This window comes from Bradyrhizobium sp. 186 (genome assembly GCF_023101685.1).
Classification (GTDB): Bacteria; Pseudomonadota; Alphaproteobacteria; order Rhizobiales; family Xanthobacteraceae; genus Bradyrhizobium.
On the sequence record NZ_CP082164.1, the window covers coordinates 9,040,715 to 9,063,937 of the forward strand.

A 23,223-nucleotide genomic window follows, 5' to 3' on the forward strand; every position below is an offset into this window, starting at 1 on the left:
CGTCCTCAACCTCTATACGGTTCGAGCATCAGGTCACGGTTGACGATCACCCGCACCGGAAATCCCGGACGGATCGTCAAAGTCGGCTGTATGTTGAGATTGCGGCGGACCACCTGCTGGCCTGTTTGATTGATCGAATCCCCAGCTCCACGGCGGAGGGCGGCAATGAGATCGTTGTTGGTATTGCCGTTATCCGCCCCGGAATTCACCTCCGTGCCGACGGAAAGCAGCGTCGAAAGAGCGGCCGCCCCCAACAGTTCCTTCCAATGATTGTCGACCTCGTCCTCAAGACCAGAGTAGCCTGCCGCATCTGCACCGGGCTGCCGTTCCAAAACAATCGACCTCCCATTCGGCATGATAAGGCGCGTCCAGACCAGGAGCACGCGCGACTGCCCAAATGCGACCTGGCTATCGTAGCTCCCGATCAGCCTTGCTCCCTGGGGGATAAGGCGAGCTCGCCCGGTAGGAGAATCGTACACCGATTCTGTGACTTGCGCCGTGATCTGGCCAGGCAGGTCGGAGCGGATTCCTGTGATGAGAGCTGCCGGAATGACCGTTCCGGCCTGAACGACAAAAGGCGAAGCCGGCCTCGCAAGGCGATCGGAGCTTGTCGTCCGACGATCGACCGTTGCACTGACGAACGCAAGCTTTCGGTCTTGGCCATTCTGAGCAAATGCTTCGTCGGATGATGGCGCGGCGCTGGATCGGGCTTCGCTCGATGAAGTGGCAGGGGCTTGTGGCCGGACATTGGTGCTGGCAAATACCTTGCTGGTCCGTGCCGCCTCGCTCTCCTGGTTGACACGCTGCAGTTCGGCATCGATACCGAGCGAGCTGGACGTCGAAGATCCCTGTGCTGCGACGATCGGCCGACCGAGATCGCCGGGCAAAGGCGGCCCCAGGCGCGGCACGTCCTTCGGGATCTCGGTGTAATCCTTCGGTAAGGTCGCGAGCTGGTCGGCGACGTTGTGGTGGTCAGTCGCGTAAAGCTCCTCGGGCGCTGAAGCACCTGACCGTTTCTCCTGCAGCGCCCAGAGCACCGCGCCAGTGATCAGCACGAGCACAAGGGCGCTGCCACCGATAAGGACTTTCCGCGAGAGGCGCGCAACTTTTGGCCGATCCGGCCGGAGCCGCAGGGTTTCGGCGATCTCTTCCGGCGGCTTGCCCCGAGGCGCTTCCTTTGGTGTATCGATCGCCTGGTCAGTATCGTTCAAAGCGACCTCCCGTCGGTACGCACGATCCTGACCTTCTGCTGGTGCTCCTCGCCCAGCCTCAGTTCCGCGGCCGCGAACAGCCGGTCAACAATCAGCACATTTCCGTAAGCGCGGTAGTTGACGATCTCGGTTTTGCCGTCGGGCCCGATCACGAAGAGCGGCGGCATCTCGCCCTGACTGACGCCGGGGGAGAATTCAATGTAGGTTTTTCGGCCGTCATCATAAGCGTTGACGGGACGCCAAGGCGGGCTGTCGCCCTCGATGGCGTAGCGGTAGCGGCGCGCCGGCAGGTCCGGAATAAAGGGTGCCGGCGGTAAAGCTCGCGTTCGCCCGCCACGATCCGCCGGATAGAACCAGGCGACCGAGGGCATATAGGGCTTTTCTTTGGCGCGAAGCTCGATCAGGTAAGTACGGCGATCAGTATTGACGACGAGGTTGGTCTCGATCGAGGGACGGGTTGGCTTGACCATGATGTGAACGCGGCGGGTGTCGCCGCTGCCACTCTCGGTGTCGCCGACCACCCAGCGGACGGTATCGCCTGCGGCGACCGGTCCTGAGCCGATCAGCTGCTCACCGGGCTCGAGGGCAACGTCCGTAATTTGCCCCGGCGCGGCATAGATCTGGTAGAGCGCGCCCGGACTATAGGAAAACACTTGCACCGCATTGTAGTAGCCGGCCTTGCGAGGCTGCACGCGTGCAGCGTCATTTGCGGTTTCGATGCGCTCGACAGGCTCCTTGGCCTCCGCGCTGTTGCCGCCTCGTGCAGCCTTCCAGGCCGGCGGCACATGCAGCGGTCGCGGGCGATCATCGGCAAGCGCCGGCAAGTCCGGTGCCGGCGGGAGCTCGTTGTCGTAGCTGATTTGCGGCGGCCTGAAGGTCGTGCAGCCGCCGAGCGTCGAGACACAGACCAGAAGAGCCAGAGGCAAGCACGGTCGCACTTTTCGTGACACAATAACGAGACCTGACGGCATGTTAGCCGAGCTCCTTTGACCAGTTGATCGCGTTGACGTAGATGCCAAGGGGATTTTTGCGTAGGCGATCCAGATCGCGAGGCATTTTCACGACGATGGTAAGGATCGCAGTCCACCGTTCCGTTGCGGCAAGTTGGCCGTTGTCGTAGCGGCGCTCGATCCAGGCGAGGCGAAAGCTCTCAGGCGAGGCTCGGATGACGCTCGAGACCTCGATCGCGATTTGCGTCTTTCCGAGCTTGGCGAAGGGGTCGTTGTTGCGGGCATAGTCGTTGAGCGCGGCGGCGCCGCGATCGGTCGTGAAGTCGTAGGCACGCAGCCAGTTCTCGCGGAGGACAATCGCGTCCATCGGCAGGCCGCGGACGTGCTCGATGAAGCGCGCCAGGTGAAACGCTATTTGAGGGTCCGTCGGCTGGTAGGCAGCATTTGCAGGGGCAACTGCTTTCGCTTCACCCAATTGATCGACCTCAACCACCCAGGGCGTGATCGTGCCATGGGCTGATTGCCAGACCAGAGCTCCAGCAAAGCCCGCGGAGAGGAACAGGCAACCGAATGCCATGAGCCGCCAGTTCTTGGCCTGGACTCGTGCTGCACCAATGCGGTCATCCCAGACTTGAGCTGCGCGTTGATAGGGCGTGACCGGCTCCGGCGTGCGGCCATAGTGAACGGCCGATCGTTTGAACATTTGTGCACCTCAAGGCATGGTTGGAAATGGATTTGGAGAGACAGCGAACTCAGCGATTGTCTTGTGAGAGGTCGACCGATGCGCCGCTCCCGCCGTGATCGCCTGACCGAACCGCGTGCGTGGCCGCTGATGCTCCATGCTGGATGGTCTGCGCCCGCTTCATACGCCGAACCCAGGCTGGCGGACTGTCGGGCGCGGCCGAGGAGCCCCCCTCCTCCTGACCGACTTGACCAGCCCCTCGCCCAAGGCCGGCTGCGAGCGAACGCAAGGGACTTGCCGCGCCTGGCGCGCTCGCCTCGACGCCGGAGCTTCCCGCCCGCAACATGTTCGTCGCGCCATTTGCAATCGCGCTTCCACCGCGCAGCGAGCCCGCAATTGCGCCTGCAGCAAGACCTGCAGCGCCGGCGGCAACGCCAGCTCCTGCCGCGATCACCCCACCGGCAGCGAGGCCCGTGCCGACGGCGGTGCCTGCGCCAAGCTGCGGACCTCCGGAGACGATGCCATTGGCGATACCGGGGCCGAAGATGCCAAGGCCCAAGAGGGCGAGCGCGCCCAGGACAAGTGCCATCGCATTCTCGATGGTCGGCTGGTTGCCGCCAAAGCCGCCCGTGAACTGCGAGAACAGGGTCGATCCGATGCCCACGATGACGGCAAGGACCAGAACCTTGACTCCCGATGAGATGACATTGCCCAGCACCCGTTCGGCCGCAAAAGCGGTCTTGCCGAATAGGCCGAAGGGGATCAGGACGAAGCCGGCAAGTGTCGTCAGCTTGAATTCGATGAGGGTGACGAACAGCTGGATCGCCAGGATAAAGAACGCGAGCAGCACCACGATCCAAGCAAACAGCAGGACCACGATTTGCACGAAATTCTCAAAGAAGCTGACATAGCCCATCAGCCCAGAGATGGAGTCCAGGATCGGCCGGCCTGCATCAAGGCCTACCTGCGCAATGCGGCCCGGCCTTAGGAAATCTGCTGACGAAAGGCTTGTCCCTGAGGCTCTCAGACCTAGCCCCGCAAAACTTTCGAAGACCATCCGGGCGAGGTTGTTCCAATTGCCAATCAGGTAAGCAAAGACGCCGACAAACAAGGTTTTCTTGACCAGCCGGGCGATGATGTCCTCGTCCGTTCCGAACGACCAGAACAGGCCAGCCAGGGTGATGTCGATTGCAGCCAGCGTTGTGGCGACATATCCAATTTCGCCCCCGACGAGACCGAATCCGGAATCGATGTAGCGGGTAAAGGTTTCCAGAAACTGGTCGATGACGCCCGTGCCGCCCATGGCTCACTCGCTTTGGCTCGGAATGGAGGAAAAGCCGGACGGGAGGCGACTTTCGTCCTTACGCGGGACTGGAGAGGGGAATGGCGCCGCGCCGGTCCGGCTATCCGAACCATCAATTGCCCTGCTTCCGCCTAAGAACTGATTGCGCTGCTCGGCCCAGATCTTCTGGCATTCAAGCAGAGCATCTTTCTGCTCGTAGGTGACGGTACGGCATTGCTCGAGCTTTGCTGCGGTCACATCCGGTTTTGAGGCCAGAGAGACGGAAGACTGGGTCGCGCTCTCGTCGGTGCGCAGGCGAATGGCGCAGGCGGCGACCAACAGGACAGCAAGACCAGCTGCTGCCGCGACAGGTAGTCGTTCAAATCGTATTTTCATGATCAGTGGAACATCTGCACGGTTGTCGGTTGATAGTTTTGGCCCGGGCTGAGAAAGCGCCGCAGCTGCTCCCTACCCTGCTCCTGCGCTGCAGCCCGCTGGGCGGATTCGAGCGTCTGTGCGCGACCTTGCGCGGCAACAGTCGCCGTAAGGTCCGCAAGCTGCTGGGCTTGCAGCGCAAGGAGCTGGTTGCCGGCCTGACTTGCCTGGAGCGCACCCGCTGCGCCCTGGCTCGCCGTCACGAGGGCGGACATCTGGGTGCGGTTGGCGTCGAGATTGCCGACAACGCTCGCTTGGACCCTCATGGCGTCCTGCAGCCCGGCAACTGAGTTCTGCCAGCGTGTTTGGGCATTTGCGACCAGGAGCCCATCGGACATGCTCGCGGATGCCGGCGCATAGGTGGTGGAAAACGCGCGATCGATCTGCTGGACGTCGTAGGCAATCCGCTGCGCCTGCGAGAGTAGCTGCTGGGTGCGCTGAATCGACTGCTCGAGCTGTTGCAACGATGAATAAGGCAGGCTCGTCAGGTTCTTCGCCTGGTTGATCAGCATCTGCGCTTCGTTCTGGAGCGAAGTGATCTGGTTGTTGATCTGCTGCAGCTCACGCGCGGCCGTCAGCCCATTCTGAACGTAGTTGTTGGGATCGAACACGATCCACTGCGCCTTCGCTTCGCGGGGCGATTGGATCATGGTCATGGCAATGATACTTGCTGCCAGAAGCGGGCGGATACAGCTCATCAGAGCGCTCCTTGTTTGGCGAGCTGCGGAATGAGATTGCAGGCCCAACCGAGGTCTCGCGCCTTGAGCCAACCGGTGACGAACTCGTCCCTTCCGTGCTCGGCAAGCACCCGATCGACGAGAGCCTGGTCGGCTTTGGACGAGGCGGCCGCAAAGGCGAGCGCGATTTCGCCAAGTCCGAGCTCGAACAGGCGGTTGCCGCGTCGGGATTGGCAGTAGTAGTGTCGCTTGGGGGTGGCGCGGGCGAGGATCTCGATCTGGCGGTCGTTCAGCCCAAAGCGGCGATAGATCGCCATGATCTGTGGCTCGATGGCGCGATCGTTTGGCAACAGGATCCGGGTCGGGCAGCTCTCGATGATGGCAGGCGCGATTTTCGAGCCGTCGATATCGGCAAGCGACTGGGTCGCAAAAACGACGGAGGCGTTCTTCTTGCGAAGCGTTTTGAGCCATTCGCGGAGCTTGCCGGCAAAATCGGCATCATCGAGCGCAAGCCAGCCTTCGTCGATGATGAGCAGTGTCGGACGACCGTCTAAGCGGTCCTCGATCCGGTGAAACAGATAGGCCAGAACTGCGGGCGCGGCAGAGGTCCCGATCAATCCGTCGGTCTCAAACACCTGGACGGAGGCTTTACCCAGCCTTTCGTGCTCGCCGTCCAGCAACCGCGCGTATGGCCCACCGAGGCAGTAGGGCTGCAGCGCGCGCTTGAGAGCGTTGGATTGCAGAAGAACGGAGAGGCCAGTCAGCGTCCGCTCCGTAATCGGCGCCGAGGCGAGCGAGGTCAACGCCGACCAGACATGATCCTTGGTGTCAGGCGTGACCTCGATCCGCTCGCGCGTCAGGATCGATGCGATCCAGTCGGATGCCCAGCCTCGCTCACCGACATCGTCGATGCGCGCAAGCGGCTGGAGCGCGACGAATTCTGACGATTCCAGCGCGCCGCCGAGATCATGCCAGTCGCCCCCCGTGGCGATGGCCGATGCGCGGATCGAACCGCCGAAGTCGAACGCAAAGATCTGCGCCTCGCCATAGCGGCGGAACTGCAGCGCCATGAGCGCCAGCAGCACCGACTTGCCGGCGCCCGTCGGTCCGATGACCAGGGTGTGGCCGACATCTCCGACATGCAGAGAAAACCGGAATGGCGTGGAACCTTCAGTCTTACCGAAGAACAATGGGGGCGCGTTGAGGTGGTGATCCCTCACCTCTCCGGCCCATACGGCAGATAGCGGGATCATATGGGCGAGGTTCAGGGTCGAGACCGGCGGCTGGCGGACGTTTGCGTACGTTTGTCCCGGCAGGCTGCCGAGCCAGGCTTCGACGGCATTGACCGTCTCGGCCATGCAGGTGAAGTCGCGGCCCTGGACGACCTTTTCGGCGAGGCGGAGCTTTTCGTCGGCTGCGCGAGGATCCCCGTCCCAGACCGTGACCGTTGCCGTGACGAAGACCTCTGCGATCTGATCCGAGCCCAATTCCTGGAGCGCACTGTCGGCGTCCATCGCCTTGTTGTGGGCATCGGTATCCAGAAGCGCGGAGGCCTCGTTCGTCATCACCTCCTTCAGGATCGCCGCGATCGACTTGCGCTTGGCAAACCATTGCCGCCTGATCCTGGTGAGGAGCTTTGTGGCATCTGTCTTGTCGAGCATGATCGCCCGCGTCGACCAGCGATACGGGAATGCCAGCCGGTTCAGCTCGTCGAGAATTCCGGGCGTGGTCGCGGTCGGAAACCCCACGAGCGTCAGAACGCGCAGATGCGCCTCGCCCAGCATGGGCTCGAGACCTCCTGTCAGGGATTGATCGGCAAGCAACGCATCGAGATACATCGGAATTTCTGGCACGCGCACGCGATGCCGTTTGGTCGAGACCGTCGAATGCAGGTAGGTCAGCGTTTGCTCGTCATCGAGCCAGCCACATTCCGGCATGAAACCCTCGACGAGCTGCAGGACGCGGCCGGTCCGGTCGACAAAGCCGGCAAGCACCTCGCGCGCATCCGCTCCCGCAGCGCGATGGCTGCCCTCGTACAGCAGGCGCTCCGCCACGGCCGCACTCTCTGCCGGAGGCAGATAGAGGAAAGTCAGATAGTAGCTCGACTCATAGTGGCTGCCGGCCTCCTCGAATTGCGCTTTCCGCTCCGCATCCACCAGCGCCGAGGCGACGTCCGGGAATGTATCCGGCGGATAGCGTCCTGCCGAATGCCGCTGCGCCTCGACGAAGACGGCCCACCCCGATCCGAGGCGACGGAGCGCATTGTTGAGGCGGCCTGCGACAGCAACAAGCTCGGCAGGCACTGAGCTGTCGAGATCCGGCCCTCTGAACCGGGCCGTTCGCTGAAAGGATCCATCCTTGTTGAGAATGATGCCCTCATCGACCAGGGCCGCCCAAGGCAGGAAGTCGGCAAGGCGCGTGTTTGAACGGCGATATTCGGCAAGATTCATCATAGGCAACTCTAGGATTTGAGGTGGCTTGGAATACGGACGTGCCGGCGCACGACTTCCACGAAATCGGAATCGCGTTTTGCGGCCCAGATGGCGGCCATGTGGCCGACGAACCAGAGGAGAAGGCCGGCAACCCACAGGCGCAGCCCAAGACCGAGTGCCGCCGCTAACGTGCCGTTGGCGATCGCCACGGCGCGCGGCGCACCGCCCATCAGGATAGGCTCGGTGAGCGCACGATGCACGGGCGCGATAAAGCCTGCGACTGGCTCCTCCATTAGATCACCACGCCGCCGCCGAAGGAGAAGAAAGACAGAAAGAAGCTTGATGCCGCAAAGGCGATGGACAGACCGAACACGATCTGAACCAGGCGACGAAAGCCACCAGACGTGTCGCCAAATGCGAGCGAGAGCCCGGTTACGATGATGATGATGACCGCGATAATCTTGGCGACGGGACCCTCGACCGATTGCAAAATCTGGTTGAGCGGTTGCTCCCACGGCATATTTGAGCCAGCGGCGCAAGCCGGGATACTGTTCAGCCAAAGGGTCACAATTGCCGTGGCCGGAATGCTGGCGCGGCGGAGAGATGAAGGCATCGTCATGACCGGTCTCCAATTGCAGAAAGGCTGTAATCACCTGATGCTCCTAAGCCGGTGACGCGGGCGAGCTCGCTCAAGCGGCGTTCGGCGCCGCGGCCGCTGAGCACCGCGATCACGTTGATTGTTTCGGCGATAAGCGGCCGGGGGACTGTGACGACAGCTTCCTGGACCAGCTGCTCGAGTCGGCGTAGCGCCCCGAGCGCCGTTCCGGCATGGATCGTGCCGATTCCGCCCGGATGTCCTGTGCTCCAGGCCTTGAGCAAATCGAGCGCCTCGGCTCCGCGCACCTCACCAATGGGAATTCGATCGGGGCGCAGACGAAGCGACGAACGGACCAGGTCGGAAAGCGAGATCAAGCCGTCCTTCGTGCGGAGCGCCACGAGGTTTGGCGCCAAGCACTGAAGCTCGCGCGTATCTTCGATGAGAACGACACGGTCAGTCGTTTTAGCCACCTCGGCGAGAAGGGCATTGGTCAGTGTCGTCTTGCCGGTCGAGGTGCCGCCGGCGACCAGAATGTTCTTGCGCGCGCAAACTGCATCCCTCAATGCACCGGCCTGATCCGGCGTGATGACGCCGACTGCGACGTAATCCTCGAGGCTGAACACGGCGACCGCCGGCTTTCGGATCGCAAATGTTGGCGCAGCAACGACCGGCGGCAGGAGCCCCTCAAAGCGCTCCCCCGTCTGGGGCAGCTCGGCAGAAATCCGCGGGCTCCCGGGATGAACCTCGGCACCCACGTAGTGAGCCACCACGCGGATGATTCGCTCTCCGTCAGAGGGGGATATATTCTTGCCAGTATCCGTAAGGCCGCTCGACAGTCGGTCGATCCACAGTCGGCCATCGGGATTGAGCATCACCTCGACGATTGCCGGATCTTCCAAAAACCCTGCGATGGCGGGCCCCAACGCGGTACGCAGCATACGCGCTCCGCGCAAGTTCGCTTCTGAATCAAAAGAATGGATCGCCACGATTTGCCCCAAGCTGCTGAGGCCGCTTCGGCGCCCTCATCTGAAGGCAAATAAAAGATAGGTCGTGTGTTACCGCAACAAAGGGAATATGCCGTTCGTAGTCTAGCGTAGAGAAAGGAACATTTGAAAAGAGCGCCGGCTTGACGCGCCGACCCCTCGGCGGCGAGGCGAGAAATCAGCAATGACCAATGATCCGGAGCTTACTATTTTTACGCCTCTCCCGGTCGCGGTGTTTGCTCAGGCTCCGTTGCTTCTCCTGAACCACTGTCGCTCCCTCGCATGGGCACGATTGAGCTCCCGCTTTTTGAGGAAGCTCAAACCCGGGATAATGAACCACATCAGCCGGCGGGCTGCCGCAGGCACCAATGCCGACGCTGGTCTGGTGCACCACCGTGAGTTAATGACCCTGCACCATTCCCCCTGGAATCAGGCTGGCCCAGTACTGCACGACGATTGCCAACGCAGAATGTAGGCATTCAAAGAGTGATTTCTAGTCCGCAATGGCCGAGCTGAGATCGCAGATCTACTTGAGCTGCGCGTGTAGCGAGACATGGTCGAGCTCACCTTCCCACCACGACACAAACACCGCGGCAATACCGTTCCCGATGATGTTGGTAAGCGCGCGCACCTCGCTCATGAACTTGTCGATCGAGAATACGATCGCAATGCCCGGGACGAGGTCAGGACTGACCACGGTCAACGTTGCGGCCAGGGTGACGAACCCGGCACCGGTAACACCACTTGCGCCCTTCGAGGTGAGCATCGCCACAACGAGTATCGTGAGCTGCTGGCCGAAGTCGAGATCGACCCCGAGCGCCTGCGCGATGAACAAGGTTGCCAACGTCATGTAAATGTTGGTCCCATCCAAATTGAAAGAGTATCCTGTAGGCACCACCAGGCCAACGACCGGCTTGGAACAGCCCAGCCGTTCGAGTTTTTCCATCAACTGCGGCAGCGCGCTTTCGGACGACGACGTTCCGAGCACGATCAGCAGCTCATCCTTGATGTAGACGATGAACTTTAGAATAGAAAAACCGACCAAGCGCGCGACCAGACCAAGCACAATGATCACGAAGAGCCCGGCTGTCACGTAGAACAGCGCAACCAAGCCGATGAGTTTACCGAGCGCGGAGGGTCCGAATTCGCCGATAGTGTAGGCCATGGCGCCGAACGCCCCGATTGGCGCTGCCTTCATTACGATCCTAATGACACCAAACACCGCGTGTGCAGCATCGTCGACCAAACTGCGCATCCGCTCACCCCGCTCGCCAAGCGCCATCAGCGAGAACCCGAATAGGATGGCAAACAGCAGCACCTGTAGCACGTCGCCTCGGGCCAGAGCGCCAACTACGCTATCCGGAATAATATTGAGAAGGAAATCGACCGCCTTCTGCCCTTCTGCTCTTTTGACGTAGTTGGCTACCGCCGCGGCATCAGCCCTGGGAGCGAGCCCATGGCCGGCCTGAACGAGATTGCCCATCACGAGACCCAGGATCAGCGCGAAGGTTGACACGATCTCGAAGTAAAGCAGCGCCTTGACGCCGACTCGGCCGACCTTTCGTGCATCCTGAACATGCGCAATTCCGGACACAACAGTGCAGAAGATGATCGGCGCGATCACCATTTTGATCAGCTTGATGAATCCGTCACCAAGCGCTTTGACCCAGCTGTTCGTCCCCACAGCAGGCCACAACCAGCCAACGAGAACGCCAATCAGGATCGCGATGAGTACCTGGATATAAAGAACATTGTACCAGGGGCGAGATGGCTGGAACAGGGCGGCGGCTTTGACAGAGCGGCGCTGGCGGTGATTGTACATCACGCTCGACCCGGCGCCGTGGTACCAAAGAGGGGTGACAATGAAGGCACGGCCTCGCTCAGTGTTCCCTTGGCGCGGCGCGCACAGGGCACTGACCACTCTAAACAACCCCGTCCGTTGCCACGGTTTGCCGTCTCTCCCGAATGGGCTTGCGGCGAACGCGAAACGAAGTCCTGAATCCCTTCTGAAACCAGCGGTAAAAACTTGAGAAAGCTTCCTTGAGAGTTGGAATGCATCAGCGTCACCACCCATTTCTATCTTTTTTGGTTGTTCGAAGATGCCACCAGCATCTTATAAGACGCCACCTTTAGCAGCCGGCGACCACTCTTCACCTGGACAGGCATTCTCGCCGCTATCGCGCCGGATCGCGACGTACGTTGAAGAAACATTCACCATAAAGAACTTGTGGTGGTGCGGCTCGCCTGCGTTCACCCCTCACTCGTCCTATCCTCACTTCAGGTGAATGCCCCGACATTCCCAAAGGCATCGACTTCGATCGCAAAACCACAAGGGCCGAGAGGACATGGCCAGCAGCATTGCTCACGCTGCCTCCCTTGGCGATCCCGGTTGCGGCTTTTCGGGAGCTGTGTTTTGCGGTGTCGAACAACACTCCTCGTAACAGAGCTTGTCACTCCTGTAGCTCGCCAAGGCCTGGAGGGAGCACTGCACGAGATCCCGTTTCGCTACATCCGAGGCAGGCGCTGCATCCAGCCATTTCAGCGCCACCTCGACCAATTCGATCGCGCGATCCCTGTTACCGGTCTCGTAGTAGTACTGAGCGACCGCCCCGTACGAGAGGAACTTCGCGCCCTCGCTGCCTTGGGGCGGATTCGCCGCCAGGATGTGTTCGGAGAGGTCCCTGCCCATGGCAAAGCGCTCGGCATGTGGGAAACCGGAGTAGTCTTTCGCGGGGTCGAAGAGTTGGCGGATGGCCACGCTCATCCAAACCACGGATTTCTTGTCGATCGCATCGCGAACCAATTGGCGCAATACCGCCAGGCCGGCCCGCATGTCGCGTATCTTGTGAAGCAACAATTCCGCATGAAGCCCACGGAAGGTGACATCGTCCGGCATCGCAGCGAGTGCCTCCTCAACCCCTGAAAGGGCTGCCGCCCAATCCTTACTATTCATGGCGGCTTCAAGTCTGGCAAAGATCGGCTCCACCAGCGCTCGCTTCTGCGATAGTTCGCGCTTTCTGCGTCGACCCGTGGTTATCCTCTCCGCATCCAGGGCTTTGGCTTCGTCGCTCACTGCCCAGGAGCCGTTCAGAACTTCGGGCAACGCGTTATCGAGTTGCGTCGGATGGCCGATAAAGGCGAAGCGGCCGTCACGATCGACCACGAATGACGAGGGAATCCCGACAGAAAAGCTGGGATCCATCCAAAGCTTGTTCATTTCGCCGGAGTAGTCGAATGCGATCGCGAAGTTCAGATTTGGCAAGCTCTTCGACAACCAAGCGTCCAAGCCGGCTCGCGCTTCATCTGCCGTCGAAGCTTGTTCGTGAGCCGCGATGCCCACCACCTCAACTCCGTTGCTCCTGTATTTGCTTTGCAGGATCACCAAATTCGACATCGAGGCGATACATGGTCCGCACCACGTCGCCCAAAACTCGATGATGTATACTTTCCCAGGTTCGAACGTTGTAACGGGATGGCCACGTAGCCAGTCCTCAACTTTGATGGAGGGAGCCGGCGAACCGACTCTCAGCACATTCTCCGCACCGACTTGACTTGCGCTCTCAGTCAGACTGGTCATTGCTCAAATTCGCTTTACCTGGCTCTGCGGAGAACAATAGCAAGTCGCATGCCAGCCATCGCTCATTGGTATTACGCATTTTGCGTATCATTCCTGTCGACCTTGCGACGCTTGTCGCATATCCGACCAGCTGTTTGGAGCTTCTTAGGCAATCAGTCGGCCGGACGTTCTTAACGCGCCTGTAGACCGACGAGGCGGGAAGTCATGCAGAAGGCCGAGTTCACCACTCCACATCTTGATCGGTTTCCAGGATAACCATTTCGGCGCTCGGGATCGCGACGTGAACTGACCTGCTTTGGCCCGTCGACTTGCGCTTGACGGCGATCTCAGATTTCCATTTCAACTCTTTGAGCCAAGGGGCGATGAACCAGACCAGGGCGACCAGCTGCAGCACAACATTGATACTGAACGCCGTCTGATACGCGATTGAGGGGTAGTGTCCGTCCTTTGCCGGCCATTGCTCGAGAATTAACCCCGTCCCGTACTGGACGAGGAAAGCCCACCCGAAATGCAGAACGTTGAGCACGCCGTTTGCGCGCGCGATCAATTGAGCTGGAAAGTAATCTCCGATGATCGCGTAGCTGAGGACGATTGCTGATCCGACCATCGCCACAATGATCCACGACGGTAGCGACAGGAATGGCGGATGCAATATCAGCGCGAGTTCGGCTGCAATGAACACAGCAGCTATGATTGCGAGCAACGTTTCAATGTCCTTGCCATGCCGGCGCAGCGAATCGGCGACCACGCCGAGCAGCAATGCGCCAATGCTTAGGGCTATCGCCATGACGAGCAATTGTGTGACAAGGCTTTTTCGGTCCAACCCTTCCACATCGCTCAGCCAGGACGCTGCCCACAAGGACTGCAGGGCCCACGCGGACCCGATACATGTTGAAGAAATCGGCGCAATTCTCCAAAACCGTCCATCCGTATAGACGGTCTTCAGGCTGACTGTCCCTGGAGGGCTCTTCGCAGTTGCCTCTCGCTCTGGAACCAAAAAATAGATCGAAGCGGCCGCGGAGGCACTGGATGCGGCAAGCACTTCAAATAGACCGCGCCAGCCTATCCAGTTAAGCAATGCCTCGGCTGGTGCGGTTGCCGTTACCGCGCCCAGAGCACCCAGCATGATCATACAGCCGTTGACGAGCGCCACGCGCTCTCTCGGAAACCAGAGCACGACTGTTTTCAGGCCAGACATGAGGGAAGCTGCGGTGCCAAATGCTATCATCGCGCGAGCAACCAGAAGCGAAAGAAATCCACTCGATAATCCGAAAAGCGCAGCGCCTGCGGCAGCCAGCAGCAAGAGCGCACCCTGGACTCGGCGCGGACCGAAGCGATCCAAGAGCATGCCCATCGGAATCTGGCTGCCGGTAACGACCAGAAAGTAGATCGAGCCCAACAGCCCCAAATCGGCCGTACCAAGCTCCAATTCAGAGGCGAGGCGGCCACAAATGAGCGTGTTGATCATCCGAAACAGGTAGGAAAGATAATATCCCGCGGCAAAGGGAAGGAACACGCAAGAGATGATCCGCCAGCTCCAACCCCGGTTGACCGGCTTCTCGCCTGATATCAGCCCAGCGGCATCGCTGCGCGTGTTGCTCGGAACGCGGCCACTGGCTTTAACACAAGGCGTTTGGCAGCTGTCGAAAGTTGATATTGCTGCCGCCCTCCTCGGCGACAGCACACGCTTCTGAGTTTTCACCTACGACGGCCACACAGTGCGGTTCTTCTTCAACTGGCGCTCGTGGAACGGCGCGTGACGCTCCGCCGCCCATTTCAGACCCGGATCGGCTGGAATTTCCCGAGCGATCAATTGCCTCCTGCAGCAAGGGCCGGCCAAACCGTACGCGACGATCGACCTGCTCGGCAAACGCCTTGAAGCGCTCGAACCCGAGTACGCACGCCTCGTCCTGCTTGGATGGCGGCATCGGCGGCGTCAGCGTGAGGTGGTATCGCGCATGGAGAGCCACTATTTCCGCGATCATCGCGATGTCCGTCCGCAGACTGAGCACCTGCTCATTCGTTCGCTCGATCGCCTCGTAAACAAGACCCTCTATAGGCGGCGCCGGATCCAGGAAGCGCTCAAGAGCCGCCTCGACGACGACGCTCTTGCCCATACCGGGACGGTCAGTCGCGGCTTGGAGTCGCTGGAAAATGCACTCAGAAAGTTGAATCGTTATCTTTCTGGTCTGCTGAGCTTCGCTTGGACTCGGCTGCGCGTCCACCTCAGCATCATTCCGACTTGAGGTCGGTTCTCCCCGGCGCTCGCCGCTAATCTGCATACTCCAGCTTCCTTCTCTCTGCGACTGCACACCGCCCGCGCTTGCACGCGCGTGGTCTGGATGTTCGGTCGAAACGGATGAATCGCCCTGCGATGACGCACGACAAAAGGGCCGAGACCGCATGCCGCTTCAACCGCGGGGACATTCTTGTCGCAGTCTGGCGTACCGAAAGAAAGAAACGGCGGACTCCTAAAGACCAGCGCCAGACGTCTCGTAGCCTCTTGCCCTCTAGACAGTCAGGTCGCCGACAGACGAGGGATTTCGCGGACGGTGCGTGCCCGCTTACTTGAAATCGACAAAGTTACCGATCCAAAAAAGAGGCGCAGGCGCAATCTAGATGGCGCCCTCGCGCCCCCGACGTCGCGAACGACCCCCGCGGACGCACCGGCGTTATTCCTGTGGGGGTGATGCGCCTCATAAGAAGCGCACCAGCTCATGCGCGCGACCAAATACACCTGCGCCTCACCGATTTTCGGCATGCATCACCAGCGTGCGATAGGACTTACAACCGTTCGCGTGCCGCGCGTCGAGCCCGGCCCACGGCCGTTGAAACGTATCTGCTGGCCCGGTGCGACCACTCACTTGTCAGGCGGCCTCAGGGGAACTGTCGGCCGCAGGCGGGTGGATCGCGCAACGGGTCTCCCTCGCTATGGCTGCAGACGTAGCGCTCGTTGTGCCCGCCCTCGCCAGCCAGGAGATTCATCGGTCCCCCCGCACTCCGGGCATCGCTTCTGGATCCGATGGAGGACTGACATGTGAATTGCCCCTGCCGACGGCGAGCTTACTTGCGCCAGATCGGCTGCTACAGGCTCGTCGCAGAACATTCTGCGAAAGGTCCACCCTGCTCGCCCGCCTTGACGTCGGAGCCGTCGATGTACTTAAGTGCAATCCTGGTAGCGTTGAGCGAGGGCACATCATGGATGGCGAGTTCTACAAGAGCTTTGCACAGCGGGCCCGCGATCTGGCCGATAAGGCCGACCCGTTCACGCGAAAGCGGCTTCTGGTGCTGGCCGAGAAATACGATGCTAAGCTGGGCAAACCTTCGCCGGCCAGCCGCAATCTTCAACGCACGCTGCCGATGCCCCGCACCGTGCCAGCCGTGAGCGCCATCTCCGATGTTGGCGAAGCTTGACGAAGAGCGCCGGCAGCGAGGTCGACTGCGACGCCTGCAGCGGCAGCAAGCATCACCCCTCCAAGGCGCTGGATTTTCCAGGGACGATACACGAACTACACCGGGAAAGGATGCGCACCCAAACCGGAGTGAGCATGCCGGATGTCACCCCTCGACCGCCCTCACCGCACTGCGGTCGCCGAGCAGCTTGCCGGTGGAGGCATTCACGAATTGGACCGAGGAGCATGCCGGACAAACGACCGGCAGATGAGTATCGGGACCGATCTGCTCCAGTCCTGTCAGCAGTTGCTGCACGTTCATGCCCGTGCGCGGGCACCTGAAAAGTACTGATTGCTCCATCCGGCCAGCATAGGCCTGGATACTGCGCCCTGAAACTGCGGTTGTTTACTGAGAGCGTGCCGGCGCCTTCCGGAGCACCGTGCGGCGGCAGTTATGAATGTTCATCGCGTCTGGAGGCTGGGTCCAGGACACAGTTTTTCGTATTCTTTGGCCCAGTTCTCAAGCCGCGGGGCCGGGTCCGGATCGTTGAGCGCAAGCGTGGGCACCTTCTCGGCGAGTAATCTGGTTTTATCGTCCTCCATGAAATTCCTAACCCGGATGGGCGCTCGTGTTGCGCAGGATGCTGGATGCCCTTGCATGGAGATCACCGTAGCTTGAGTGCGCGTTCACTTTCAGCCGCCAGCTTCCCCGGCGAGGATCGCCTGGACCTGATCCCACCGCCGTTGGGCGCCACTCGGAAAGACCTGCCATGACGAGCCGTCTCGAGCTGACGATGTGGCCTCCCGATATGAGCGGATCCTCATCGAGGCAACATCCAGATCTCGAGGCGGGGCGCTGCAAGGATGGGCGATGCGGCGGTCAGCGTAACAGTCGAACACCTGAAGCGAACTTGCCGCTGCAGTGACGAGGTGCGCTGTAGGCTGAAGGCCTCGGCGAGGCTCCGCAGCTGGGCATTTCTCCAATAGAGAATCGGTCTGGATCATGCCGAGCGGCCCGCATGGCCCTGCTGCAAACTAGCTCCTTCTCTTTGCAGATGTGACTCTCGGACGATTACCTGTATCTCCGGCCGTTCGGGTCGAAGCCGGGATGCACCAATCTCCGGCCCTGGCGGGGAGGACCATTAACTCTCAAGCGGCGTCAGAGCACGGCCCTCGCGGTGAAGGCCGGTAGTCGCCACGCTCCTGGGGGGAACAATCCGTTCATGGACGTGCGAAGAAGGTGTCCGGTCGATCAGGAGGCTGATCAGTTCAGGGCGACTGTAGTGACCGCTTGCATCCATCACTCTCTTGCGCCCGTCGATTTCGATGAAGTCGAGATCGGCAATCACCTCTCCTTCACCTTCCTTCAGGGGCTCGCCTATCAATTGACCATCGGGGGCAACGATAGCGGTGAAGCAACCGCCCGAAATCGGAGCGATAGCAGCGCCCGTGTCGTTGGCAATTTGGGCTTGTTGGTCGGCGTTGAGCCATGCGGTTGTGCTGACGACGAAGCAGGCCGATTCAAGGGCATGCTGTCGGGTGCTCACTTCCGTTTGCTGGGAGAAAAGAGGGCCGAAGATCGAGCCGGGGTACATCGCGGAGTGGATCTGCTCGCCATCGGCAATCAAGGCGTATCTTGCCAGTGGGAGATAATGTTCCCAGCACGCAAGCTGGCCGATCCGGCCGACGGCGCTGTCTACGGCGCGAAGGCCGGCACCGTCGCCTTGGCCCCAGACCATCCGCTCATGATAGGTGGGGGTGATCTTGCGGCGACGCTGGATCAGCGTGCCGTCCGCATCGAACAGGAGCTGAGTGTTATAGATCGATCCTCCGTCCCGCTCGTTGGCGCCGACGGAAACGACCATTTGGGCGTCCTTGGCGGCATCGCCGATCGCATGCGTCTCCGCAGAGGGTACCGTAAGGGATTGCTCAAGCAGCCTCTGATGCTCCTTGGCAAGCGTGAAGGGCGGCTGGACGAACGAGAAATACGGGTAGTACGGAATGATGGTCTCGGGAAACGTGGCGAAACGCACCCCCTTCTTGCCCAATTCGCGAATCTTTTTGGTGATCTTCTCGACTGTCCCCTCTCGGCTGTACAACACGGGGCTGATCTGTACGGCGGCTGCCTTGACGATGTTTCTCATTCTCTTCTTCTGCTCATTGTGAGTATCCGAGCGCTGCACTGGACTGGTGTAGAGGACGACGGATGACTCTCACGGGGGGCTCTTCGAGCACATCGGCAGGGCTTGTTGGACTCAGGGCTGTGTGCGTCTGCCATCGACAGCCACGTCGATGCCGGTGATGTAGGATGCGTCGCCGAAAGCGAGGAAGCTCACGCGCAGCGATCTTCCGTGGCTTGCCGAAGTGTTTCGCGGCTATCTGCTCCAGCAGGACCGTTCCGCGTTCTTGCACGCTGGCCTCGGAAATGCCGATCTTCCTAAACAGCGGGCTTTCGATGATGTCCGAGCTCTCGGCGTTTACCCGAACGCTTCGGCGGATCAGTTGGGCGCCAAGCGCTCGCGTCAAGTTGCACAGTGCGGCCTTGGATGCCGATACGGCCGATGTTCCCGCGATTCCGACCTGATCGGACAAAGAAGCCGTGAAGCCGATCGCGTTTCGGTTGCGCGCGAGAGGCAACGCGTTCTGAACATTGAAATAGGATCTAGGGAGATTGACGCTTAAGACGTCAAAGCTCTGCTGCATTGTTTCCGCGAGCGAGCCGAGTTTCGCGATTTCGGCATTGGCATCGAAATGGGCTATAACAGTTTCGCGCTTTCCTCCGAAGCGGGATAGCCGGCGCGAAAAGCGGCAATAGCCAAGCCTCGCTGTCCGGATAGCTGCGCAATGCCCTGCAGGACTTTGGCTCATGACGCGTTTTCCGCATCGCTTGGCTTATGCATTGAGGGATAAGGCTTTCTGCCTACTGTGTCGGTAGTCGCGTCGGCTACTGCCTTAGTCGACTCATGCGCCATCATGTAGTACGTGGTGAAGTGGCCGCTCTTGCTGGCGATCTTACCATTGTTGCGAGTGACGTTGCCCTTCTCACGTTTGGTAATCAGCTTCATCTTGCACCGCTTGGCGATCAGGGGCATCGGGACAAGCTTCCATCCCGTGGCCTTGCGCAACTCTGCTTGTGTAACGCCGTCTTGTCGTGAGGCGAGAGAGCGGATCAGATTGATCTTAGTATGAGGATGCTTGGCCATCGTCGCCATCCGGGGGAATTGGGCCTCATCCAACGGCTCCAAGCCAAATGTGCTTCTCGTGGCCCAGTTGTCCCTTCCATCGAAAGGGGACGATTTAGTTCCGTTACTTTGGAATTGTGGAAACATATTGCAGGCGGTCTCAGGCGTTGCCTGATCGCAATCTGACGTAAACGGATAACGTCGCACCAGTTTGCTGAAGTGTGGGGCAGTGCAAGTTCTCGCATTTTTCGACAGGATGTTCGCATAGTAAGACCGTACAACGTGGATTGCTAACACAGAGGACCTGCGATGCAATCCGCAAAAACTGGTAGGGCAACTATTCAGAAGACCTTCCGGAACTCTGGAGAGGCTTCCGCTTGCTCAAGCAAGCAGCGTTACTCCATTGAGCGGCAGCTCGGATGCAGGCCGGACCTCGTCTCAACTCGCTTCAGATTTCAGCATTCATGTCATGCGCTACCCTCAGATATCTGCCGTCGGTCCCGATCTAACGCGCTCGCTCCGTTCGATTTGGCTCTATCGTTGTTTGCGGCCGAAATGTACTCGGCGCGAGCACCCTCGCAAATTCCCTTGTAGTCCTGCATCGCCCGCCCGCTCGGCGGTTATTGAATTACTCTGGAATTGCGGCGTTCGAATCCAAGCTCACCTCTTTCAGAACGGTTGATCCGCTGGAAAGCCTTCGGCCGAGCGCTTCAACGAATCGATCATAACGTTCCGCGCCTTTGGCGCGAGCGGCTGGACTGGATTGTTCTGGTAATGCCGGCACCGATGTCAACCAGAAGCGAATGAACAGGGCGAGCGTCTCGAGCGTGATGCTGTCATTGCGCTCGAGACGCTCGAGCAGCCGTGCGATCCGATCCAGCCGCTTGGCAATAGCCGCCTCGCGTCGGTCGGAATCGTCAGGCGAAAGAAATGACGCGATCGCGGCCTCTGCGACCAGCGACTTGGGCTGGCCACGACGCTCCGCGAAGACATCAAGGGTTCTGAATGTCTGCGGATCAAGGTAGACACTGAGCTGAATCTTTTTCACCGATCTGGCCCACTCAGAGATCCATGCCATCGTCAGGGTCGAGGCTGGTCGCGCGCGCTAATCCCTGCATTGCGCGGCTTAGCGCTTGTGCCTGGACCGCATCTGCGTCGGGCTCATCGGGACCAGCATCGAACTCATGTTCCGCGAGCGGCGCCTTGATTTCGATCTCCTCGTGCTGCGGCAATTCTGGCTCGCGCCGCAGCCCCCCGTTCGGATCGCCACGCTTTCGCTGCCGAGGCGCAAGCAGTTCGATCGAGGGCGCAGGGGGTGGGTGCCCTGACCAGTCCTCATCCGGGCGCGAGGACAAGAGAATTGTTCCTGCTTTAGCGGGCTTGAAGATTCGCTTCTGAAATTGCGGGTCCTCGTAGTAACGAACCTTGGTGGCACGCAGCGGGTGGAGGCCCGACACCATCACAATCGCCTCTTTCGATGAGAGCTGCATGACTTCGCCAGGCGTCAGGAGCGGACGGGACGTCTCTTGGCGGCTCACCATCAAGTGTCCAAGCCAGGGGCTTAAGCGATGCCCGGCATAGTTTTTCATGGCGCGCAATTCGGTCGCGGTCCCCAGCGCATCCGAGACGCGCTTAGCGGTGCGCTCGTCATTTGTGGAGAAGGCTATCCGGATGTGACAATTGTCGAGGATCGCGTGGTTCGGCCCATAGGCGCGTTCTAACTGATTCAAGCTCTGAGTGATCAGGAAACTGCGAATGCCATAGCCCGCCATGAAGGCAAGCTGGCTCTCGAAAAAATCGAGGCGGCCCAGAGCTGCAAACTCGTCGAGCATCAGGAGGAGCTTTTGACGTCGCCGGTCGGGATCCAGGCTCTCGGTCAGGCGCCGTCCGATCTGATTGAGGATGAGCCGCATCAGGGGTTTTGTGCGGACAATGTCGGATGGCGGCACGACGAGGTAGAGTGAAACGGGCTGCGGTCTGTCGACGAGATCGCGAATGCGCCAATCGCTCCGCGCGGTGACCTTAGCGACGACCGGATCGCGATAAAGGCCCAAGAAGCTCATTGTGGTCGACAGCACGCCCGACCGCTCGTTCTCGCTCTTGTTGAGCAGCTCTCGCGCAGCTGAAGCGACGACGGGATGGACGCGATCACCAAGGTGAGGGGTCGCAAGCATCGCATTCAGGGTGGCCTCGATCGGGCGGCACGGGTCCGAAAGGAATCTGGCAACCCCGGCAAGTGTCTTGTCAGCTTCAGCGTAGAGGACATGCAGGATAGCGCCGACAAGCAGAGAATGGCTGGTTTTTTCCCAATGATTGCGGCGCTCGAGCGCCCCTTCGGGATCGACCAGGATATCCGCGACATTTTGCGCGTCTCGTACTTCGCAATCACCACGGCGAATCTCAAGAAGGGGATTGTAGGCGGCGCTTGCCGCGTTCGTCGGGTCGAACAAGATTACATCTCCAAAGCGCGCGCGCCATCCCGAGGTCAACTGGAAATTCTCGCCCTTGATATCGTGGACGATCACCGAACGCGGCCAGGTCAAAAGAGTTGGAACGACCAGGCCGACTCCCTTGCCCGAACGGGTAGGCGCAAAGCAGAGCACGTGCTCAGGCCCATCATGGCGAAGATATCGACCATCGAAACGCCCGAGCACAAGGCCATCGTTGCCTAGCAGCCCCGCCCGTTTGACCTCGCGCGTATCGGCCCAACGCGCTGATCCGTAAGTCGTGACATCGCGAGCCTCATGCGCGCGCAAGACCGAAAGCACCATTGCGGCGGCGACTGCCGCGATCCCACCGCTCCCGGCAATGGCCCCCCCCTGGAGGAATATCGTGGGCGCGTAAGCGTCGAATTCAAACCACCAGATGAAGAAGGCAAACGGCTGGTAGACGGGCCAGGTCCCTAACCTGAACCAGGCCGGTCCAAGCTGTGGCTGGAACGCAAGCTGACAAGCGGTCCATTCGGTCGCTGCCCACGCGAAGGTGAACGCGATTAGGCAAACCAGGATCACCTGATGCCAGATGATTTTTGTCGCAGACATGGCTTGCCGACATCGACACGATCGACCTGTTGGCTACAATCAGAGGCTTATGCTTTTCGTAGTCGCGCGCGCCCTAGCGAAGGGATCGGCGGGTCAGATCGGCAAGCCGCGTTTGGGCCGAGAAAGATCCCTCGCGTAGAACAGGCCGTCTCAAAGCACCGTCCCAACCAGCTTCGCGTGATAGGCGCTTGGGTGATGAGACAATCAACTCGTACCGTGCTGCCGCTCGGGGCGAACCGGCCGGCCTTCGCGAAGCGAGGCTCCGGGTTATAGATGCCCGGAAGGCTAGCTCGCGTCTGTCCTAAGCTCTCCGTCAAGCGCGCGCGATCAAGAGAGCCTGCGGCGTGCCACAACACGTTATTGATGAGGCGGGCGTTCCCGGATTAAATCGGCGGGAGGCGGGGTCGCGGAGTACAAGAATCATGCGGGGAGCGTCCCGGCAGGAGCTTATTCCCGACGGGACGACACTGCCGGGCCGACGGTCATCTAGATACTCCCGCACATCGTATCGAGCGAGTCCTCCTCCAGCCGGTCGCCTGTTGATGCCCTTGGCCAGCCAGATGCTTGGATGTTGTACGTCAGCTGTTGCGGTCTCTCTGGAAACCGGGACAGGCGAACTGGCGTTTGCCAAATCTTCATTGCGCGAATCGAGTTGCACTTCGGCTATCCGCTGTCAAAGCCGGCTTGCGGACCCGGAGCTGTCCGATTGCTCGCCGGCCTGCCTACGCGGATAACCTCGCGCGAATGCCTCCGGATCAAAATCGAGCAGGTTGAAATCGTT

General features: G+C 60.2%; 21 protein-coding genes. 1 reads left to right on the top strand and 20 read right to left on the bottom strand.

Going from position 1 to position 23,223, the window contains the following annotated elements:
• Positions 1-5: 5 nt before the first annotated feature.
• The 14 genes from IVB18_RS43045 to IVB18_RS43110 form a co-directional block, all read right to left on the bottom strand.
• Positions 6-1,211, bottom strand: coding sequence for a TrbI/VirB10 family protein (locus IVB18_RS43045; RefSeq protein ID WP_247986148.1), 1,206 nt, complete (start codon positions 1,209-1,211; stop codon positions 6-8).
• A complete protein-coding gene (gene trbG, locus IVB18_RS43050) occupies positions 1,208-2,182 on the bottom strand; it encodes a P-type conjugative transfer protein TrbG (protein WP_247986149.1) in 975 nt (324 codons plus the stop codon). The genes IVB18_RS43045 and trbG overlap by 4 nt, the downstream gene beginning before the upstream one ends.
• A gap of 1 nt (position 2,183) precedes the next feature.
• Positions 2,184-2,864, bottom strand: a complete 681-nt coding sequence (gene trbF, locus IVB18_RS43055) for a conjugal transfer protein TrbF (RefSeq protein ID WP_247986150.1) — start codon at positions 2,862-2,864, stop codon at positions 2,184-2,186.
• 49 nt (positions 2,865-2,913) lie between these two features.
• Positions 2,914-4,146 carry a P-type conjugative transfer protein TrbL gene (trbL, locus tag IVB18_RS43060; RefSeq protein WP_247986151.1) on the bottom strand — a complete coding sequence of 411 codons (1,233 nt, stop codon included), beginning with the start codon at positions 4,144-4,146 and terminating at the stop codon, positions 2,914-2,916.
• A 3-nt stretch (positions 4,147-4,149) separates the two neighbouring features.
• On the bottom strand, positions 4,150-4,521 hold the full coding sequence (trbK-alt, locus tag IVB18_RS43065; RefSeq protein ID WP_247804053.1) for a putative entry exclusion protein TrbK-alt: 372 nt from the start codon (positions 4,519-4,521) through the stop codon (positions 4,150-4,152).
• A gap of 2 nt (positions 4,522-4,523) precedes the next feature.
• Positions 4,524-5,258, bottom strand: a complete 735-nt coding sequence (trbJ, locus tag IVB18_RS43070; protein WP_247986152.1) for a P-type conjugative transfer protein TrbJ — start codon at positions 5,256-5,258, stop codon at positions 4,524-4,526.
• Positions 5,258-7,690 carry a conjugal transfer protein TrbE gene (trbE, locus tag IVB18_RS43075; RefSeq protein ID WP_247986153.1) on the bottom strand — a complete coding sequence of 811 codons (2,433 nt, stop codon included), beginning with the start codon at positions 7,688-7,690 and terminating at the stop codon, positions 5,258-5,260. The genes trbJ and trbE overlap by 1 nt, the downstream gene beginning before the upstream one ends.
• Before the next feature lie 8 nt (positions 7,691-7,698).
• A complete protein-coding gene (locus IVB18_RS43080) occupies positions 7,699-7,962 on the bottom strand; it encodes a VirB3 family type IV secretion system protein (RefSeq protein WP_247986154.1) in 264 nt (87 codons plus the stop codon).
• Entirely contained in the window at positions 7,962-8,288 is a 327-nt protein-coding gene (locus IVB18_RS43085; RefSeq protein WP_247986155.1) for a TrbC/VirB2 family protein, read from the bottom strand. The genes IVB18_RS43080 and IVB18_RS43085 overlap by 1 nt, the downstream gene beginning before the upstream one ends.
• On the bottom strand, positions 8,285-9,205 hold the full coding sequence (gene trbB, locus IVB18_RS43090) for a P-type conjugative transfer ATPase TrbB (protein ID WP_247986156.1): 921 nt from the start codon (positions 9,203-9,205) through the stop codon (positions 8,285-8,287). Before trbB ends, IVB18_RS43085 begins: the two co-directional genes overlap by 4 nt.
• A gap of 571 nt (positions 9,206-9,776) precedes the next feature.
• Complete coding sequence (gene dctA, locus IVB18_RS43095) at positions 9,777-11,072, bottom strand: C4-dicarboxylate transporter DctA (RefSeq protein ID WP_247986157.1); 1,296 nt, start codon at positions 11,070-11,072, stop codon at positions 9,777-9,779.
• A 540-nt stretch (positions 11,073-11,612) separates the two neighbouring features.
• Entirely contained in the window at positions 11,613-12,827 is a 1,215-nt protein-coding gene (locus IVB18_RS43100) for a TlpA disulfide reductase family protein (protein WP_247986158.1), read from the bottom strand.
• 220 nt (positions 12,828-13,047) lie between these two features.
• The gene (locus IVB18_RS43105; RefSeq protein ID WP_247991871.1) at positions 13,048-14,295 is read right to left on the bottom strand and encodes an MFS transporter; all 1,248 of its coding nucleotides are present in this window, start codon (positions 14,293-14,295) and stop codon (positions 13,048-13,050) included.
• Between the two features lie 151 nt (positions 14,296-14,446).
• Entirely contained in the window at positions 14,447-15,109 is a 663-nt protein-coding gene (locus tag IVB18_RS43110) for a hypothetical protein (protein ID WP_247986159.1), read from the bottom strand.
• Between the two features lie 916 nt (positions 15,110-16,025).
• On the opposite strand from IVB18_RS43110, the gene IVB18_RS43115 reads away from it, so the two are divergent.
• On the top strand, positions 16,026-16,241 hold the full coding sequence (locus IVB18_RS43115; RefSeq protein WP_247986160.1) for a hypothetical protein: 216 nt from the start codon (positions 16,026-16,028) through the stop codon (positions 16,239-16,241).
• A 144-nt stretch (positions 16,242-16,385) separates the two neighbouring features.
• Here the strand turns inward: IVB18_RS43115 and IVB18_RS43120 are convergent, their stop codons facing one another.
• The 6 genes from IVB18_RS43120 to IVB18_RS43145 all read right to left on the bottom strand — a co-directional run bounded on the left by IVB18_RS43120 (position 16,386) and on the right by IVB18_RS43145 (position 22,442).
• Entirely contained in the window at positions 16,386-16,541 is a 156-nt protein-coding gene (locus tag IVB18_RS43120) for a hypothetical protein (RefSeq protein WP_247986161.1), read from the bottom strand.
• Positions 16,542-17,361: 820 nt separating this feature from the next.
• A complete protein-coding gene (locus tag IVB18_RS43125; protein WP_247986162.1) occupies positions 17,362-18,363 on the bottom strand; it encodes a nitrilase-related carbon-nitrogen hydrolase in 1,002 nt (333 codons plus the stop codon).
• 13 nt (positions 18,364-18,376) lie between these two features.
• On the bottom strand, positions 18,377-19,087 hold the full coding sequence (locus tag IVB18_RS43130) for an SDR family oxidoreductase (RefSeq protein WP_247986163.1): 711 nt from the start codon (positions 19,085-19,087) through the stop codon (positions 18,377-18,379).
• Complete coding sequence (locus IVB18_RS43135; protein WP_247986164.1) at positions 19,084-19,422, bottom strand: hypothetical protein; 339 nt, start codon at positions 19,420-19,422, stop codon at positions 19,084-19,086. Before IVB18_RS43135 ends, IVB18_RS43130 begins: the two co-directional genes overlap by 4 nt.
• A 607-nt stretch (positions 19,423-20,029) precedes the next feature.
• The gene (locus IVB18_RS43140; RefSeq protein ID WP_247986165.1) at positions 20,030-20,449 is read right to left on the bottom strand and encodes a CopG family transcriptional regulator; all 420 of its coding nucleotides are present in this window, start codon (positions 20,447-20,449) and stop codon (positions 20,030-20,032) included.
• A 13-nt stretch (positions 20,450-20,462) separates the two neighbouring features.
• The gene (locus tag IVB18_RS43145) at positions 20,463-22,442 is read right to left on the bottom strand and encodes a conjugal transfer protein TraG (protein WP_247986166.1); all 1,980 of its coding nucleotides are present in this window, start codon (positions 22,440-22,442) and stop codon (positions 20,463-20,465) included.
• Between the last annotated feature and the right edge of the window lie 781 nt (positions 22,443-23,223).

Coding starts and splice junctions, on each gene's coding strand:
- trbG (WP_247986149.1), bottom strand. CDS start 2,182: ATGCCGTCAGGTCTCGTTATTGTGTCACGAAAAGTGCGACCGTGCTTG.
- trbF (WP_247986150.1), bottom strand. CDS start 2,864: ATGTTCAAACGATCGGCCGTTCACTATGGCCGCACGCCGGAGCCGGTC.
- trbL (WP_247986151.1), bottom strand. CDS start 4,146: ATGGGCGGCACGGGCGTCATCGACCAGTTTCTGGAAACCTTTACCCGC.
- trbK-alt (WP_247804053.1), bottom strand. CDS start 4,521: ATGAAAATACGATTTGAACGACTACCTGTCGCGGCAGCAGCTGGTCTT.
- trbJ (WP_247986152.1), bottom strand. CDS start 5,258: ATGAGCTGTATCCGCCCGCTTCTGGCAGCAAGTATCATTGCCATGACC.
- trbE (WP_247986153.1), bottom strand. CDS start 7,690: ATGATGAATCTTGCCGAATATCGCCGTTCAAACACGCGCCTTGCCGAC.
- IVB18_RS43080 (WP_247986154.1), bottom strand. CDS start 7,962: ATGGAGGAGCCAGTCGCAGGCTTTATCGCGCCCGTGCATCGTGCGCTC.
- IVB18_RS43085 (WP_247986155.1), bottom strand. CDS start 8,288: ATGACGATGCCTTCATCTCTCCGCCGCGCCAGCATTCCGGCCACGGCA.
- trbB (WP_247986156.1), bottom strand. CDS start 9,205: ATGCTGCGTACCGCGTTGGGGCCCGCCATCGCAGGGTTTTTGGAAGAT.
- dctA (WP_247986157.1), bottom strand. CDS start 11,072: ATGTACAATCACCGCCAGCGCCGCTCTGTCAAAGCCGCCGCCCTGTTC.
- IVB18_RS43100 (WP_247986158.1), bottom strand. CDS start 12,827: ATGACCAGTCTGACTGAGAGCGCAAGTCAAGTCGGTGCGGAGAATGTG.
- IVB18_RS43105 (WP_247991871.1), bottom strand. CDS start 14,295: ATGATCAACACGCTCATTTGTGGCCGCCTCGCCTCTGAATTGGAGCTT.
- IVB18_RS43110 (WP_247986159.1), bottom strand. CDS start 15,109: ATGCAGATTAGCGGCGAGCGCCGGGGAGAACCGACCTCAAGTCGGAAT.
- IVB18_RS43115 (WP_247986160.1), top strand. CDS start 16,026: ATGGATGGCGAGTTCTACAAGAGCTTTGCACAGCGGGCCCGCGATCTG.
- IVB18_RS43120 (WP_247986161.1), bottom strand. CDS start 16,541: ATGAACGTGCAGCAACTGCTGACAGGACTGGAGCAGATCGGTCCCGAT.
- IVB18_RS43125 (WP_247986162.1), bottom strand. CDS start 18,363: ATGAGAAACATCGTCAAGGCAGCCGCCGTACAGATCAGCCCCGTGTTG.
- IVB18_RS43130 (WP_247986163.1), bottom strand. CDS start 19,087: ATGAGCCAAAGTCCTGCAGGGCATTGCGCAGCTATCCGGACAGCGAGG.
- IVB18_RS43135 (WP_247986164.1), bottom strand. CDS start 19,422: ATGGCCAAGCATCCTCATACTAAGATCAATCTGATCCGCTCTCTCGCC.
- IVB18_RS43145 (WP_247986166.1), bottom strand. CDS start 22,442: ATGTCTGCGACAAAAATCATCTGGCATCAGGTGATCCTGGTTTGCCTA.